The sequence below is a fragment of the Cetobacterium sp. 2G large genome (assembly GCF_014250655.1).
GTDB lineage: Bacteria > Fusobacteriota > Fusobacteriia > Fusobacteriales > Fusobacteriaceae > Cetobacterium_A > Cetobacterium_A somerae.
This window is the reverse complement of record NZ_JACHTH010000005.1, coordinates 138536-153955: the sequence shown is the minus strand read 5'-3', so window position 1 is coordinate 153955 and position 15420 is coordinate 138536. Positions and strand designations below refer to the sequence as shown.

Here is a 15420-nt window from a genome sequence, read left to right as displayed (position 1 = left end):
GTTTTTCTCCTTTTTTTATTTTACTTAGCGTACTCTACAGCTCTAGTTTCTCTTAATATTGTTACTTTTATTTGTCCTGGATACTGCATAGTTTCCTCTATTCTTTTAGCTATGTCTCTAGCCATTTTTGTAGCTGCATCGTCTGATACAATTTCTGGATTTATTATAATTCTTATCTCTCTACCAGCTTGAATTGCATAAGAAGATTCTACTCCATCAAATGAAGTTGCTATCTCTTCTAATCCTTCTAATCTTTTTAGATATGTTGATAACGTTTCTCTTCTTGCTCCTGGTCTTGAAGCTGATATTGCATCTGATGCTTGAACTAAAATAGCCTCTACACTTTCAAATTCAACTTCGTTATGATGAGCCATAACAGCGTTTATAACTGCTGGTTTTTCACCAAACTTTTTCAAGAACTCTCCTCCAATTATTGCATGAGATGCTTCTATATCGTGATCTAAAACTTTTCCTACATCATGTAAAAGTCCAGCTCTTTTCGCTAACTTAGTATCTGCACCTAACTCAGCTGCTAGATTTGCAGCTAATTTAGCTACCTCTATCGAGTGAGTTAAAACATTTTGACCATAGCTTGTTCTATATTTTAACTTACCTAATGTTTTAATTATTTCCATATGCATTCCTGGAATTCCTAACTCTAAAAGAGCCTGTTCTCCAGCTTCTATAATATCTTTATCAATTTCTTTTCTAGATTTATTAACAACTTCTTCTATCTTACCTGGATGAATTCTTCCATCATTTATAAGTTTTTCAATTGCTCTTCTAGCAACTTCTCTTTTTACACCATCAAAACTTGATAAAACAACAGCTTCTGGAGTATCATCTATTATTATATCCACACCTGTTAAAGCTTCTATTGTTCTTATGTTTCTTCCTTCTCTACCTATAATTCTACCTTTCATTTCATCATTCGGTAGATTTACAACTGATACAGTAGCATCTGCAACAAATTCTGAAGAAGCCTTTCCTATTGCTGTTGATAGAATTCTTTTTGATAATCTATCTTTCTCATCTTCTAGTTTATTCTCATATTCTCTTATTGCTAAAGCAGTTTCATGAACTAAATCATCTTTTAATTTAGAAATTAACATCTCTTTAGCTTCGTTTCTTGTCATTTCTGAAATTCTTTCTAAAGTTTCTTCTTGAACCTTTTTTAAGTCTTCTATTTCAGTTTTCTTATTTTCTAAGTTTTGATTAATCTCTTCTAACTCTACAGCTCTACTTTCAACTTTTTCAATTTTAGACTCTAAAGTTTCCTCTTTTTTAGCTAATCTTCCCTCTTTTTGTAACAACTCATTTTTTGCTATTTTTATCTCTTTTTCAGCTTCCTCTTTCATTTGGTAAACTGTTTCTTTCGCCTTTATCTCTATCTCTTTACTCTTTGCTAAAGATTCTTTTTCTGCTCTTTCTAATATCTCTTTAGCTTTTATTTTAGCTTTTAACTTTTCATCTTCTAAGTTATTAAGCTCCTCTATCTTCTTATCTATAGTAGATTTTTTATACATAATACTAAATATTATCGCAAACCCAACTATAGCTAATCCAACTCCTAACATTAAGTTCATAGTCTCTCCTTTTTGTAAATATTATCTAAAACTAGCTATTGCTTCCTCTTCTGTTGCATAAATATCAAATAATTCATCTAATCCAATCATTTCAAATATAGTTCTTATATGATCGTTTAATCCAACTAACTTTATATCTCCACCTAAATCTCTTACAACTCTTAACTTTCCTCTTAATATACCCATAGCTAAACTATTTATGTGAACTAAATCTCCAAAATCTATCACAAATTTATTTATATCAAGCTCTATTTGTTTCGCTATTCTTTCTTTTAATTTTGGCGCTACTAATGCGTCTAATTCTCCACATACCTTGATTATTCTTATGTCATCCACTGTTTTTTCAATTATTTCAAAATTTGTAGTCATGTTAAATTTCCTCCTTAACTCTCTTTTCAACTTTTATTTTTGTTCCATTAATCTTCTTTTCAACTTTAAAATTATCTGCCATAGCTTTTGCTAAAAAAAGTCCCATTCCGCCTTCATCTTTACTAATCTTAGATTCATCAAATCCAACACCATTATCTTCAACTACTAAATGAATAATGTCATTGTTTTTTTGAAGCTCTATAATTATATCACCAGATTTATATTCATAACCATGCTCTATAACATTTGTTGCTAGTTCATCAACAATCGATAAAATCTTCATAATATCTTTTTGTTCAACTTTTTGATGTTCTAAATATGTTTTAGTCATTGCCCTAATGATAGAAAGATTTTTTAAAGAGGATGGAACATACAGCTTTATTTCATTCTGCATTTTTTCACCTTCTCTCTGTAAATTTGGTTATTTTCCAATCACCATTTAAATATTTATACTCTACATTAAAATAAAGAACTTCTTCACCAAATCTAATTCCTATAGTATTTTCTCCTAAATTTCTAGAAATTTGCGGTTTTGTAAAGTAGAACTTTACTTTAGACAAGTCATATTCTGAAAGTTTATTTATAGCATATCTCTCACTAAATGAGACATCTAAGCTTTCTTTTAATCTTGTCACACTGTTCACCTGTAAATCTTTTTGAATAAGCTCTAATTTAGATACCAACTTTTCGTCAATATTTGATAAATTTTCATTATATCCTTTATCTAAATTTGAACAAGAAGCAGTCAAAATCATTAAAAATATAACATAAATCTTCTTTATCATCCAACACTTCCTTTTAAAGCTTTTCTGTACAATAATACCATACGAATACTTTTTTATCAAGACTATTATTTTCGGTAATTTTATGAAATAGTAGAGTAATTAAACCTTTATAAGGCATTAAACCTTTGTAAAATATCTGAAAAAATTTCATCTTGGGTCATTTTATCTAAATCGTACCAAATATACTCATGATCATTTTTAAACCATGTAAATTGTCTTTTAGCATAATTTCTTGAATTTTTCTTTATTAACTCTTTAGCATCTTCTAAAGTTAACTCTTGATTTATATATGAAATTAACTCTGAATAACCTATTATATTTATTTTTTTTAATACATCTCCATATTTTTCATAAAGATATCTTACTTCTTCTAAAAGTCCATTTTGCATCATTATCTCTACTCTTAAATTTATTCTATCATATAGATGCTCTCTATCTCTTTCTAAAGCAACTTTTAAAAATTTAAAATTGTTTCCTTTTATATTCTTTTTAGATAAAATCGAAAACTTCTCTCCAGTTTGATAGAAAACTTCTACTGCTCTTTCAACTCTTCTTTTGTTATTAGGATGAATACTCTCAGCACTTTCTGGATCAATTTCTTTTAAAATTTCAAAAAGTTTATCTCCATCTTCGCTCATCAATTTCTCTCTTATAGCTAAATCACTTTCTGGTAAAGCAGATAATCCTCTTACTACTGAGTCTATATAAAGTCCAGTTCCTCCTACTAATAGAACATTTTTTTCTTCATTAGAATTTAATATATCATCAACTTTTCTCTGATAATCACCAACACTATATTTTTTTATAGGTTCAACGACATCAATCATATGATGTACAATCCCTTGCATCTCATCCTCTTCTATTTTAGCTGTTCCTATGTTCATCTCTTCATACACTTGTGCAGAATCTGCCGAGATAATTTCAGCATTTAAAGCTTTTGCTAATTTTATTGATAATTCTGTTTTTCCTACTCCTGTAGGTCCGGCTATAACTATCCCTTTCAATTTTTCACCTCTAAAATTTTTAAATAGATAAAAAAGCTGAACCTAATGGCTCAGCTTAATAAATAATTCTTCATTACTCAACGAAATCAAATTCTGTATCAGCAATTCTTACTGTATCTCCATCTTCAACACCAGCATCTTTTAAAGCGTCTTCTAGTCCTAAGTTTCTAAGCATATGTAAGAATGTAACAACTGATTCATCATCATGAGTTATGATATATTTAGCTAGTACACCATCAACAATTGATCCGTCAACAACAAATACTCCATCTTCATCTTGTGTTACAACAAATGGTTCTTTTCTAGTTTTATTAGCTTTCAATACATCAATAATGTCAGCTTCTTCCTCTAGTTCTTCTCTCTCTGTCTCTTGTAAAACATGCCAAGTTCTATTTAAAACCTCTTTTAATCCATCACCTAAAATAACAGATACTGGGAACACTTCATTTCCTTGTGCTTCCACATGAGATTTAAACTCTTCATATTTATCCATATCCCAAATTAAATCCATTTTATTTGCCAAAATAATTTGTTTCTTATTTGCTAATTTTTCACTAAACTTTACTAACTCATTATTTATTCTCTCATAATCTTCAATTGGATCTCTTCCTTCAATTCCAGCCACATCTACTATATGATATATCATTTTACATCTTTCTATATGCTTTAAGAATTTATCTCCTAATCCTACTCCTTCATGAGCTCCTTCAATCAACCCTGGTATATCTGCTACAACGAATGATCTCCCTTCACCAAGTCTAACAACTCCTAATTTAGGCTCTAAAGTAGTAAAATGATAGTTTCCAACTTTAGATTTAGCTGCTGATATTTTATTTATTAAACTTGATTTTCCAACAGAAGGATATCCAACTAACGCAACATCTGCTAAAAGTTTCAATTCTAATTTAACTCTTAACTCTACACCCTCTTTTCCTTTTCCAGCCATTGTTGGTGTTCTTCTAATTGAGTTTTTGAAGTTTGTATTTCCTAAACCTCCTCTACCTCCTCTTAAAAGAACTCTTTCTTCACCAGGTATACTCATATCTAAAAGTAATTTTCCTGTTTCCATATCTCTTACTTGAGTTCCAATTGGAACTTTTATTACTAAATTTTCTCCAAATTTTCCAAACATGTTTTTCTTTGCTCCATTTTCACCATTTTCTGCTTGGAACAATTTTTTGTATTTGAAGTCTATTAGTGTATTTATATTAGAGTCAGCTACGAAAATTACGTCTCCTCCTCTACCTCCATCTCCACCATCTGGACCTCCAAATTGTATGCATTTTTCTCTTCTAAAAGTAGCGGCTCCATCTCCACCATTACCTGCTTTTACCGTTATAATTACCTCATCTATAAACACAGTTATCTCCTCCAAATATATTCAATCTATAATATTAAATTCTAATTCATTTCAATGCGTTAATTGTTATATTCTACACCTTTTTCTAATATTTTGCAATTAATTTTACTATGTTTTTATTTAATATTTCTCATGTTTTGTGCTAAAATTAAAATATACACATTATTTTAATTTAGGAGGATTTTATGAATAGTTTTGGTTCTCTTTTTAGAGTACATATTTATGGAGAATCTCACGGTTCTGGTATCGGAGTTTTAATTGATGGTGTTCCATCTGGAATAAAGCTTACTCTTGAAGATTTTACTAAAGATCTTTCTAAAAGAAAATCTGGAAAAATAGGTACTACTCCTAGGAAAGAGGATGATATTCCAAATATTATTTCAGGAGTTTTTAATGATTTTACAACTGGAGCTCCTATAAATATTTTTTTTGAGAACAAAAATACTGATTCTAAAGTTTATACTGACTTTAAATCGCACCCTAGACCTGGTCATGCTGACTTTTCTGCTACTAAAAAATATTCAGGTTTTAATGATATTCGTGGTGGTGGTCATTTTTCAGGTAGATTAACGCTTGCTCTTGTTGCCGCTGGTGTCATTGCAAAAAAAATATTAAATGATTTTATTTTTTCTAGTGAAATTGAATCAATCGGTATTTTAAATAAGTTAGAGTTTGATAAAAAATTAGAAAATTACTTGCTTGAAACTGCACATTCCGGTGATTCTTTAGGAGGAACAATCTCTTTAACTATTAAAAATGTTCCTATCGGTTTAGGAGAACCTTTTTTTGATTCTGTAGAATCTGTTCTTTCATCTATAATTTTTTCAATTCCAGGAATTAAAGGAATTGAATTTGGTGCTGGATTTAAAGGAACAGAATTTTTAGGCAGTAAATTTAATGACTGTTTTATTGATAAAAGTGGAAAAACTTCGTCTAATAATAACGGAGGTATTAATGGTGGAATTACAAATGGAAACGACATCTTTTTAAAAGTTGCTGTTAAACCAACTTCTAGTATTTTCAAACCCCAAGAAACCTTTAATTTCAAAGATAAAAATATTCAATCTTTAAAAATTAATGGAAGACATGATGTCGCATTTCTTCTTAGAGTTCCTATTGTTTTAGAAAATGCTGTGGCTATTGCCCTTGCAGATTTATATTTACAAAATAAAAAAATTTTTTTTAATTTAGGAGGATAAAATGTCAAAAAGAGCTAATTATATTGATTGGGATGAGTACTTCATGGGAGTTGCAATTCTCTCTGCTAAACGTAGTAAAGATCCTGGAACACAAGTTGGAGCATGTATCGTAACTCCTGATAAAAGAATTGTAGGTGTAGGATACAATGGCCTTCCCGCAGGATGTTCTGATGATGAATTTCCTTGGGATAGAGAAGGGGATTTTTTAAATAGTAAATACGCATATGTTTGTCATGCTGAATTAAATGCTATTTTAAACAGTACTAAAAATTTAAAAGGATGTACTATTTATGTTGATCTTTTCCCATGTAACGAATGTGCTAAAAGTATTATTCAAAGTGGAATAAGTGAAATAGTTTATCTTTCAGATAAGTATAACAATACTGACTCTAATACAGCATCTAAAAAACTTTTAAATGCTGCTAATGTAAAGTTAAGACAATTAGATCCTAAATTTGATGAACTTGTTCTAAATTTTAGAAAGAATGGATAGGAGGTATCTCTATGAATAATACACTGACTAGATTAGAAGAATGGATTAACTCTATGACTCACTACTTTGGTGCTGTTCTAGCACTTATTGGAACTGGAGCTCTTTTAGTCCACTCTTTAAAAACAAATAATATTGGTTATGTTGTTGGTTCCATGGTATTTTGTTTTTCACTTGTTTTACTATATACAATGTCTGGAACTTACCACATACTTTATGTTGGAAAAATTAAAAAACTTTTTAAAATACTCGATCATTCTGCTATTTATATTTTAATATCTGGATCATACACTCCATATCTTCTTGGAGTTTTTGATGGAACAACAAAATGGGTTCTTTTCTTTGTTCAATGGGGAATGACACTTTTAGGAATACTTTTTAAAGTATTCTTTGTTGGAAGATTTAATTTTGTTTCTACCCTAATCTATCTTTTTATGGGATGGATGGTTATGTTTGTATTTAAAGATTTACAAATGCTTGCTTCACCGCTATCTTTAAAATTACTAATTTGGGGTGGTGTTAGCTATTCTGTTGGAACTATTTTCTATCTAATGAAAAATAAAAAATTTGCTCACGGTATTTGGCACCTTTTTGTTTTAGCAGGTAGTGTTTTTAATTATTTTTCAGTGTATTTTTTAATATAATATTTTTACAGGGGGAGTATTTTGCAAGATTTGAGTTTAAAGTTTGAAAAACAAAGTACCTTAACAACTATTTTAAAATTCAGCATTCCATCTTCACTTGGTGCTATTATAGGTATGCTTTGTGTTTTAACTGATAGGTATTTCATCGGTCAAGTAGCAGGAAGAGAGGGCATGGCAGCTATTGCCCTCGTTTTCCCCTATGCTATGATTATAAATAGTTTCAATTTTGCATTTTCAGGAATAGCTATTATAATTGGAGTTAAACTGGGATCAAAAGATAGAGAAGGTGCTGAAAAAGTTTTATGTACTGGATTTTTATGGATTCTTATTGTAGGTGTTCTTTTAACTATTTTTCTTTTTCTTTTTAACATTCCAATTTTAAAAATTTTAGGAGCTAGTTCTTCTAATATTGCATCAGCCATAGAGTATACAAATTTTCTAATTCCAATTGCAACTTTTCAAATTATTTTAGGACAAAGCACTCTTGTTAGAGGAATTGGAGACTCTGTTACAGCAATGGGCGTAAATATTTTTACAGGGGTTTTCAATGTTATTTTGGATTATCTTTTTATTATTAAATTCGATATGGGAATTGGTGGAGCTGCATTGGCTACTTTAATTGCTACTGCTTTAAGTGCTTTTTATATTCTTTTTTATTTTTTTAAATCAGATGTTATTACATTTTCTAAAAAGTATTTTTCTCTTGATTTAAAAATTTTAAAGGAAATCTTTAAAATAGGGAGTCCTCGTTTTTATAATCAACTTTTACAATCTTCAGTTATTACGGTTACAAATAGACAAGCTGGAGTTTACGGAGGAGATATTGCTACTGCTGCAATTGGAATTATCTCAATTTGCAGAAGCGTTATGAACACAAGTTTACAAGGCTTTAATCAAGGAACGGCAGCTATAATCTCATATACATTCGGATCTAAAAACTACGAACGTGTAAAAGAAGTTCTAAAAATACAACTTTGTACAGTTATTAGTGTTTCAACTATTTTAGTTCTTCTTATGCTTTTTAACACTGAAAAGATAGTCTCGTTTTTTATAAAAAATGATCCTCCTCTAGTCGAATTTACAGTTTCAGCTATGAGATTAAATCTTTTTTTAATGCCGTTTACTGCAATGTTCTTAGCGTGCAACAACTTTTTTCAATCTATTAAAGATAGTGTTATTGCCACACGATTTTTTATGTTAAGAATTGTTATTTTAAACATTCCTCTTGTTTATATTTTAGGATATTTTTTCAAAGAGATTGGTGTTTGGCTAGCATTTCCTATATCTGATACACTAGTAGCTATAGTTATGTTTTTCTTAACAATAAAAAAAATAAGAAAGATATCACCAGACAATTGAGTTTAAGAAAAATTTGTGTTATAATAATCTATAATTTAATAATTGGGGATGCAAAGGTTTCGACAGGGTTGTGAGGTTATAGGTAGCAGGCCAGGTTGATCGCTGTGAGAGATCAACTCATCGTTTAGATGGAAACAGAAATTACGCTTTAGCTGCATAATGTCAGCTCACCTCTGAACATTCTCTTCTGTAGGAGCGTTCAATCAAGGTGTCACTTAAATACAGATTACCCTAAACAATTTCTCTAAGTTATAGGGGACATTTTAGAGGATAGCTTTAGTTAGCCCTGTTTGCGGGAGTAACTATTGCGAATTCAAATAGCAAACTAAGCTTGTAGAAGCTTATGGCGCTTGCAATTTTGGACACGGGTTCGATTCCCGTCATCTCCACCAATGAATCCACCAACTAAATTTTAGTTGTTGAAATAGTAAGACCGTATTGAAAAATTCAATACGGTCTTTTTATTTTCTGTTTATATGTAACATGTTACTTCTTGGAAATTCAATATCTCTAAGCTTGTCCATTAATTTAACAACCTGATGTCTATTTAAATCATCAAACTTTTTTTGTTTAAAACCATCTTCTTCTACTGCAAATTTTTCATTTGAAATTTTTATAATACTCACTTTTCTATCTCTTTTAAAAGTTAATAAATTTACTCTTTTTCCAATTTCTAACTCATTTAATATGTTCTCTATAAAACGATTATAATCTTTCATGCTTATTTTATTTATTGCCATTTTTTTCTCCTCATAATTATAAGATATCCTATACTTAAAAATTTTAATAGCTTTTCCTTCTTCTGTTTTCAAATAATAAAAAAAAGTCATATAAAAATATGACTTTTAATATTTAAAACGTTATTTCATCGGGATCAGGACCTATTCTCTCCTCTTTATTTAATGAATCAATATATTTCATATCATCTTCATCTAAAATAAAATCCAATTGAAAATTCTCCATAATTCTAGATGGTGTAACTGATTTAGGTAATGGTAATAACCCCTTTTGTAAATGCCATTTTAAAACTATTTGAGCTACAGTTTTTTTATTCTTTTCAGCTATCTTCTTTAAACCTTCATGATCTAAAGCTCCTTGCATTAATGGACTCCAAGCTTCTACTACAATACCATTTTCATCACAGAATTTTTTTAATTCTCTTTGTTGTAAATATGGATGTAACTCAATTTGATTTACTGCAGGTACTATTTCAAAATTATTCATTATATGTTTCAAATGGTGTTCTTTCATATTACATACACCAATAGCTTTAACCTTACCACTTTTATAAAGTGTTTCTAAAGCTCTCCACGTTTTCCAAGTTTTATTTAAATCTTTAGGTTGTGGCCAATGAATTAAATACATATCTATATAATCTAATCCTAACTTTTTTAAAGATTCTTCATAAGCTTTTAAAGTTGTCTCATAACCTTGTTCAGTATTCCAAACTTTAGTTACAATAAAAAGTTCTTCTCTTGAAACATTATTATTTTTTAAAAATTCAGCAATTCCCTCTCCTACAGCATCTTCATTTCCATAAATAGCAGCTGTATCAATATGTCTGTATCCTATTTCTAAAGCTGTTCTCACTGCGTTTTTACACTGCTCTTTATCAGTTGCTTTCCATGTTCCAAATCCTACTTTCGGAATTTTCAAACCATTATTTAATAGATACATATTTCCCCACTCCCCTTTTATTTTAAATTATTCTTATTAAAAAACCTTTTAAATACTCAGTTTCAGAAACTGCTACTGATATTGGATGACATGGACTTTGGTGTAGTTGATTTACTATTACAGCTTTTACTCCTGCGTCTTTAACGGCATAAGCCAAAGCCATTCTTAAATCTGCACTTGTAACTGCTCCACTACAACTATAAATTGAAAGTAATCCACCTTTTTTTGTAAGTTTTATTCCATTTAAAATTATATCCTTATATGCTTTTAAAGCTTTATCTAAATCTCTTCTATTTGGTGCCAATTTTGGTGGATCTAGATTTACTACATCCCATTGACATCCTTCTTTTACTAAATCTCTTAAAACATTAAATATATTCCCCTTTATAAACTCAACATTTTCATATTTTATTAAATTTTTTCTAGCAACATTCAAAACATCTTCACTAACATCTATTAAAGTTGATGAATTTGCTCCATTTACCATAGCATGAAGTGAAAAACCTCCAGTATAACTACATACATCTAAAAAATCTTTATCTTTCGATAGAGAACCCATCAAAATTCTATTATCTCTTTGATCTGAGTAAAATCCTGTTTTTTGTCCTTTTAAGTCTATTGTGAACTTAGCCTCTCCCTCAAAAATTTCAATCTCATCTGGAACTTCACCAAAAAGAACTCCTGAAACTTCAGGAAGTCCTTCTAACTTTCTTCCATCACCTTCACTCTTTTCATATATTCCCTTTAAATTTGGAATCTCTTTTTTTAAAGCTTCTATTAAAAATTCTTTATCTTTTTCCATCCCTAAAGTCGAAGCTTGAACTACTAAGTAATCTCCAAAACGATCTACTATAACTCCTGGTAGAGAATCTGATTCACTATGAATTAACCTATATCCATTACTGTTAATTTTTATCATTTCTCTTAAAGCATATGCTTCCTTTACTTTTTCAGAATACCAATTTAAATCTATTTTTTTATTGATATCTTTTTCCAGCATACGTACCATAATTTTCGAATTTTTATTATAATGACCATATCCAATAAACTCTTTTTTCCAATTATATACTTCTATAACTGATCCTGCTTCTGGGTTTCCTTCTATCTTTTCCACAGCTCCAGAATACATCCAAGGATGTCCACTCTGCCACATTCTTTCTCTATCTTTTTTTATAAAAATTTTACTCAACTTTTCACGTCCTTTTAGTTTTTAAAAACTAATATATTATATTACATTCTATAACTATATCTAAAAAAATACAATTAGTTTTGTGAAAATAGAAGAGTATCTCCCATTAAAAGGATCACATCTCCTTTTGGAGTTATATAATTTTCATCTCTTTTTATAGATACAATTAGCATTCCTTGAGGTAATTCAAGTTCTCTAATCTTTTTATTAACATATTCTGATTGCTCGTCTAATATCATCTTCTTCAAAGCAAGTTCTTCTAATTCCTCTATTTCTATAAATTTATCTTCCTCTTGATCCTCTTCGAATAAATTTAATTTTTTCCCTACATATTTTAAAGTCATTCCTTGAAGAAGAACTGAAAATACAACAATATAAAAAGTTAGATTAAACATTCCTTGGGCGTTAGGTAATCCCTCTGTTATAGCCATTGTAGCAAAAATTATAGGAACCGCTCCCTTTAATCCTGCCCATGATATAAAAAATTTCTCTTTATAATTAAACTTAAATGGCCATAATAAACTATAAACAACAAGCATTCTTATAACTATTATCATAATTACAGACAATAAACTTCCTATAAATATATATCCTAATAATTGACTAGGAAAAACTAATAATCCTAACATTACAAACATTCCTATTTGCATAAACCATGTTATCAATCTCATATTTCTAATTGAGTTTAACTTATAGTTAAACTTCTTATTTCCAATCATTATTCCAGCAATATATATTGCCAAAAATCCATTTCCATCTAAAACTGTTGCCAATCCAAAACAGATAAACAATATCGCAATCAAATGTATAGTTAGAAACTCTTCTCTCACTATTTTTATATAATTAGCTAGCGGTAAAGTTACCACTCCAAATATATACCCTATAATTGCTCCTAAGGTTATTTGTTTTAAAAGAAAAATTATTCCTGTTGCAATTGATGTACTTTCTCCTTCTTTAAAAAATGATAATAAAAAAAGAATTAAAGCATAGGCCATTGGATCATTACTTCCTGATTCTATTTCAACAACTGATTTTATATCTTTCTTTAGCTTTGAATCTCCTAAAATAGACATAACTGCCGCTGCATCTGTTGATGATACCATAGCACTAAATAGTAAAGACTCTTTTAAGGTAAAATCTGTTAAATAATATACGGCTACTCCAGATAAACCTGCAGTTAGTAAAACACCTAAAGTTGCTAATGTTCCACTAGGATAAAGAGACTTTTTTACATCCTCTTTTTTAGTTTCTAATCCTCCTGAAAAAATTATAAACATTAAAGCTATTGTTCCTAAGTTTTGAGCGACTAAAGCATTATCAAAATAAATTCTACCTATTCCTTCTGATCCTGCTAACATTCCAACTAATAAAAACATTATCAATAAAGGTATCTCCAATTTCTTAGATATCCTTATTGAAAATAAACTTAATAGTATAATTATTCCAGCAATTAATATCTCTACTCCCATATATTCACCTACCCTGAAATACCATATTTTATTATATGTTCCAATAGTTTAAAAGTAGTCACTCCTACTAGCATTAAATATGACCCTACAAACATCATTAAAAATAACACTTTAAAAACTTTATCAAAAAAGCTTTCTTTTTCTCTTAAAATCTCATTCTCTTCAGTTAATAATAGTTTTTTCATTTTTTCCTCCAATTTTATTTTAATATCATTGAAAAAACTATTTTTTAAATTCTTAATACTCTATTTTCATATCTATTTAAAATTGTATATATTAAATTATTATTTAAATAAAAATTAAAATATGGAACTTCTTTTAAATTAATTCTAAAAATTGGAGAAAAACTAGAATTAATAAGATAAGTTACACTATCATCATTTCCTAAATCATCATCTTTTTTATCTCTGCTAGATGTTGTTATTATTTTAATATCTTTATTCGATACATTTAAAAGTATATGTTTATCATTTTTGTTATTTTTCGACTCTTTTATTTCTGAGTTAACAAAAGTATATAGGTGGGATCTATCTTTAATCTCCTCCCTAATACTTCCAAAAATTGAAATAATAGAAAGAAGTAAAAATAGAGATAATTTTTTTCTCATTTTTTTCACCTCTTAAGCTTATTCTACAAGTTTAAATTTATTCTTTTTTTATCTATAAATTTAATTAGATATTATACATGTTTTTTAACTACTTTCCAATAAAAAATAAAAACCATGCAAACTATTTGCATGGTTTTTTAATTAATGACCGCAGCTACATCCACATCCACCTGATGAATGTCCATTTTCATCAACGAATTGAGCGATTTGATCTAATCCTATAAATGTTTTTGTTCCGCTACACTTTTCCACAATTAAGCATGGTACAGATCTGATTCCATACATTCCTGCTAACTCTTGATTTTCCATAGCATTTATAATCTCTACACCTTCAGTATCTGCTAAAAGCTCCTTTGCTGGACCACAATATTGACAAGTTGGTGTTGTAAATAACATAATTCTCATTTTCATACCTCCATTTATACTTTTTCTGTATATATTAATATCATATAAAACTTTAGTATAAAAGTCAAGAATTTTTATATCTTTAATTTTTTTTGCATTTAATATATAATAGACAGATATTATTTTATTTGAGGAGAATATATTATGAAAAATTTTATAGCTTTTATTTTTATATCTTTAACACTTTGCTCTACTCAAATTTTAGCTAATCCAGGTAAAGGAAAAGCAAAAGGTCATACACAAAAAAATATTAATACCGATACTAACTGGGGACATAACAAAGAATTTATTGAATGGCTAAATATGAATCCATCTTTCAAAAATAAAAATCAAAAAAATGTAGAAAAATTCTATAAAGAACAATTAAAAGAAGAAAAAAGATTACGTAAAGCTTTTGCTAAATATAATAGAGAAATTTCATTATTACCTGCATACAAAAATTATAACGACCCTTTAAAATATTTTATCAATGATTTGCTGTATCATCCAAATAGATTAAATAATTATAATTTCTCTCCAAGCTTTAGACAAACATTAACAAAAGAAGAAAAAATTGCAATGGATTTTCTTAGATTACTTGATAATTTCAAATAAAAAAGTGGATTTAATCCACTTTTTTTACTTTTCATATTCCATTAAAACTATTGGATTATCTATAAAAAATGCTGGACATTTAAATTTAGGTAAATTTTCTAGCACCTCCGCTTTTTCCTTTGTCGCTATAACTATTTTTTTTTCAGCTTTATTTATTGTTTCCATACTTAAAGTTATTCTTTTGTGCGGATGGTTTGAACTTTCCGTTATAAGAGTTGGCTCTAATACTTCTATATCATCCATTGTAAATATTGATCCTGTATGTCCATCCTCTCCTATTCCTAAATAAACTGCATCAAATTTTATATCACCTTTAAAATACTTTAATAATCTTTTCTCATAATCAATCTTTGAATCCAAAGGAGTTTTTAATATCTCTATTTTATGTATATTTTTTTCAGGAATATCAATTTTATCTAAAAGATTCTTTTTTAAAAGGTTATAATTACTGTTATTACTATCTAATGGTACAAACCTTTCATCTACTAAAAATATATTTATCTTTTCCCAATCTATATCCTCTTTTGATAGTTTAGTGAAAAATTCTTTTGGAGTTCTTCCACCTGAAAATGCTATATTAACAACATCTTTCCCATAAGTTGTCTCTTTAAATATATCTATTGCTTTTTTATAAAGATCGCTCTTTTTAGAAACTTTAATTAATCTCATATTACTCCCTCCTT

General features: G+C 28.7%; 19 protein-coding genes and 1 other RNA gene. 6 read left to right on the top strand and 14 right to left on the bottom strand.

Going from position 1 to position 15420, the window contains the following annotated elements; translation table 11 throughout:
* Positions 1 to 20 precede the first annotated feature (20 nt).
* From rny to obgE, 6 genes are all read right to left on the bottom strand, one after another.
* A complete protein-coding gene (gene rny, locus H5J23_RS03490; RefSeq protein WP_040406862.1) occupies positions 21 to 1586 on the bottom strand; it encodes a ribonuclease Y in 1566 nt (521 codons plus the stop codon).
* Positions 1587 to 1607: 21 nt separating this feature from the next.
* Complete coding sequence (locus H5J23_RS03485) at positions 1608 to 1955, bottom strand: STAS domain-containing protein (protein ID WP_023050291.1); 348 nt, start codon at positions 1953 to 1955, stop codon at positions 1608 to 1610.
* A gap of 1 nt (position 1956) precedes the next feature.
* The gene (locus tag H5J23_RS03480) at positions 1957 to 2349 is read right to left on the bottom strand and encodes an ATP-binding protein (RefSeq protein ID WP_023050292.1); all 393 of its coding nucleotides are present in this window, start codon (positions 2347 to 2349) and stop codon (positions 1957 to 1959) included.
* Between the two features lie 4 nt (positions 2350 to 2353).
* Positions 2354 to 2740, bottom strand: a complete 387-nt coding sequence (locus H5J23_RS03475) for a hypothetical protein (RefSeq protein WP_023050293.1) — start codon at positions 2738 to 2740, stop codon at positions 2354 to 2356.
* 107 nt (positions 2741 to 2847) lie between these two features.
* Entirely contained in the window at positions 2848 to 3744 is an 897-nt protein-coding gene (gene miaA, locus H5J23_RS03470) for a tRNA (adenosine(37)-N6)-dimethylallyltransferase MiaA (RefSeq protein ID WP_023050294.1), read from the bottom strand.
* A gap of 73 nt (positions 3745 to 3817) precedes the next feature.
* Complete coding sequence (obgE, locus tag H5J23_RS03465; protein ID WP_185890990.1) at positions 3818 to 5104, bottom strand: GTPase ObgE; 1287 nt, start codon at positions 5102 to 5104, stop codon at positions 3818 to 3820.
* Positions 5105 to 5289: 185 nt separating this feature from the next.
* On the opposite strand from obgE, the gene H5J23_RS03460 reads away from it, so the two are divergent.
* The 5 genes from H5J23_RS03460 to ssrA all read left to right on the top strand — a co-directional run bounded on the left by H5J23_RS03460 (position 5290) and on the right by ssrA (position 9188).
* Positions 5290 to 6303 carry a chorismate synthase gene (locus H5J23_RS03460; protein WP_185890988.1) on the top strand — a complete coding sequence of 338 codons (1014 nt, stop codon included), beginning with the start codon at positions 5290 to 5292 and terminating at the stop codon, positions 6301 to 6303.
* A 1-nt stretch (position 6304) separates the two neighbouring features.
* Positions 6305 to 6796, top strand: a complete 492-nt coding sequence (locus H5J23_RS03455; RefSeq protein WP_023050297.1) for a cytidine/deoxycytidylate deaminase family protein — start codon at positions 6305 to 6307, stop codon at positions 6794 to 6796.
* An 11-nt stretch (positions 6797 to 6807) separates the two neighbouring features.
* Positions 6808 to 7437 (top strand): hemolysin III family protein, encoded by a 630-nt coding sequence (locus H5J23_RS03450; RefSeq protein WP_023050298.1) that lies wholly within the window; start codon positions 6808 to 6810, stop codon positions 7435 to 7437.
* Positions 7438 to 7458: 21 nt separating this feature from the next.
* Entirely contained in the window at positions 7459 to 8796 is a 1338-nt protein-coding gene (locus tag H5J23_RS03445) for an MATE family efflux transporter (RefSeq protein WP_185890986.1), read from the top strand.
* 44 nt (positions 8797 to 8840) lie between these two features.
* Positions 8841 to 9188, top strand: a transfer-messenger RNA (tmRNA) gene (ssrA, locus tag H5J23_RS03440).
* Positions 9189 to 9257: 69 nt separating this feature from the next.
* Here the strand turns inward: ssrA and H5J23_RS03435 are convergent.
* From H5J23_RS03435 to H5J23_RS03405, 7 genes are all read right to left on the bottom strand, one after another.
* Entirely contained in the window at positions 9258 to 9536 is a 279-nt protein-coding gene (locus H5J23_RS03435; RefSeq protein ID WP_185890984.1) for a hypothetical protein, read from the bottom strand.
* Positions 9537 to 9648: 112 nt separating this feature from the next.
* On the bottom strand, positions 9649 to 10473 hold the full coding sequence (locus tag H5J23_RS03430) for an aldo/keto reductase (RefSeq protein ID WP_185890982.1): 825 nt from the start codon (positions 10471 to 10473) through the stop codon (positions 9649 to 9651).
* A 22-nt stretch (positions 10474 to 10495) separates the two neighbouring features.
* Positions 10496 to 11662, bottom strand: coding sequence for a class I SAM-dependent rRNA methyltransferase (locus tag H5J23_RS03425; protein WP_185890980.1), 1167 nt, complete (start codon positions 11660 to 11662; stop codon positions 10496 to 10498).
* 74 nt (positions 11663 to 11736) lie between these two features.
* The gene (locus H5J23_RS03420) at positions 11737 to 13131 is read right to left on the bottom strand and encodes a potassium/proton antiporter (protein ID WP_185890978.1); all 1395 of its coding nucleotides are present in this window, start codon (positions 13129 to 13131) and stop codon (positions 11737 to 11739) included.
* A gap of 8 nt (positions 13132 to 13139) precedes the next feature.
* A complete protein-coding gene (locus H5J23_RS03415) occupies positions 13140 to 13316 on the bottom strand; it encodes a hypothetical protein (protein WP_023050304.1) in 177 nt (58 codons plus the stop codon).
* Positions 13317 to 13360: 44 nt separating this feature from the next.
* Positions 13361 to 13738: a hypothetical protein gene (locus H5J23_RS03410; protein WP_185890977.1), complete on the bottom strand. Its 378-nt coding sequence runs from the start codon at positions 13736 to 13738 to the stop codon at positions 13361 to 13363.
* A gap of 141 nt (positions 13739 to 13879) precedes the next feature.
* Positions 13880 to 14143: a glutaredoxin domain-containing protein gene (locus H5J23_RS03405; RefSeq protein WP_040406757.1), complete on the bottom strand. Its 264-nt coding sequence runs from the start codon at positions 14141 to 14143 to the stop codon at positions 13880 to 13882.
* A 144-nt stretch (positions 14144 to 14287) separates the two neighbouring features.
* Between H5J23_RS03405 and H5J23_RS03400 the strand changes: the two genes are divergently transcribed.
* Complete coding sequence (locus H5J23_RS03400; RefSeq protein WP_023052368.1) at positions 14288 to 14737, top strand: hypothetical protein; 450 nt, start codon at positions 14288 to 14290, stop codon at positions 14735 to 14737.
* 24 nt (positions 14738 to 14761) lie between these two features.
* Here the strand turns inward: H5J23_RS03400 and pgl are convergent, their stop codons facing one another.
* Entirely contained in the window at positions 14762 to 15406 is a 645-nt protein-coding gene (pgl, locus tag H5J23_RS14085) for a 6-phosphogluconolactonase (RefSeq protein WP_023052369.1), read from the bottom strand.
* Between the last annotated feature and the right edge of the window lie 14 nt (positions 15407 to 15420).

Bases quoted from the DNA above. Each gene is read 5' to 3' on its own strand.
- rny (WP_040406862.1), bottom strand. From the start codon at position 1,586: ATGAACTTAATGTTAGGAGTTGGATTAGCTATAGTTGGGTTTGCGATA.
- H5J23_RS03485 (WP_023050291.1), bottom strand. From the start codon at position 1,955: ATGACTACAAATTTTGAAATAATTGAAAAAACAGTGGATGACATAAGA.
- H5J23_RS03480 (WP_023050292.1), bottom strand. From the start codon at position 2,349: ATGCAGAATGAAATAAAGCTGTATGTTCCATCCTCTTTAAAAAATCTT.
- H5J23_RS03475 (WP_023050293.1), bottom strand. From the start codon at position 2,740: ATGATAAAGAAGATTTATGTTATATTTTTAATGATTTTGACTGCTTCT.
- H5J23_RS03460 (WP_185890988.1), top strand. From the start codon at position 5,290: ATGAATAGTTTTGGTTCTCTTTTTAGAGTACATATTTATGGAGAATCT.
- H5J23_RS03455 (WP_023050297.1), top strand. From the start codon at position 6,305: ATGTCAAAAAGAGCTAATTATATTGATTGGGATGAGTACTTCATGGGA.
- H5J23_RS03450 (WP_023050298.1), top strand. From the start codon at position 6,808: ATGAATAATACACTGACTAGATTAGAAGAATGGATTAACTCTATGACT.
- H5J23_RS03435 (WP_185890984.1), bottom strand. From the start codon at position 9,536: ATGGCAATAAATAAAATAAGCATGAAAGATTATAATCGTTTTATAGAG.
- H5J23_RS03430 (WP_185890982.1), bottom strand. From the start codon at position 10,473: ATGTATCTATTAAATAATGGTTTGAAAATTCCGAAAGTAGGATTTGGA.
- H5J23_RS03420 (WP_185890978.1), bottom strand. From the start codon at position 13,131: ATGGGAGTAGAGATATTAATTGCTGGAATAATTATACTATTAAGTTTA.
- H5J23_RS03415 (WP_023050304.1), bottom strand. From the start codon at position 13,316: ATGAAAAAACTATTATTAACTGAAGAGAATGAGATTTTAAGAGAAAAA.
- H5J23_RS03410 (WP_185890977.1), bottom strand. From the start codon at position 13,738: ATGAGAAAAAAATTATCTCTATTTTTACTTCTTTCTATTATTTCAATT.
- H5J23_RS03405 (WP_040406757.1), bottom strand. From the start codon at position 14,143: ATGAGAATTATGTTATTTACAACACCAACTTGTCAATATTGTGGTCCA.
- H5J23_RS03400 (WP_023052368.1), top strand. From the start codon at position 14,288: ATGAAAAATTTTATAGCTTTTATTTTTATATCTTTAACACTTTGCTCT.
- pgl (WP_023052369.1), bottom strand. From the start codon at position 15,406: ATGAGATTAATTAAAGTTTCTAAAAAGAGCGATCTTTATAAAAAAGCA.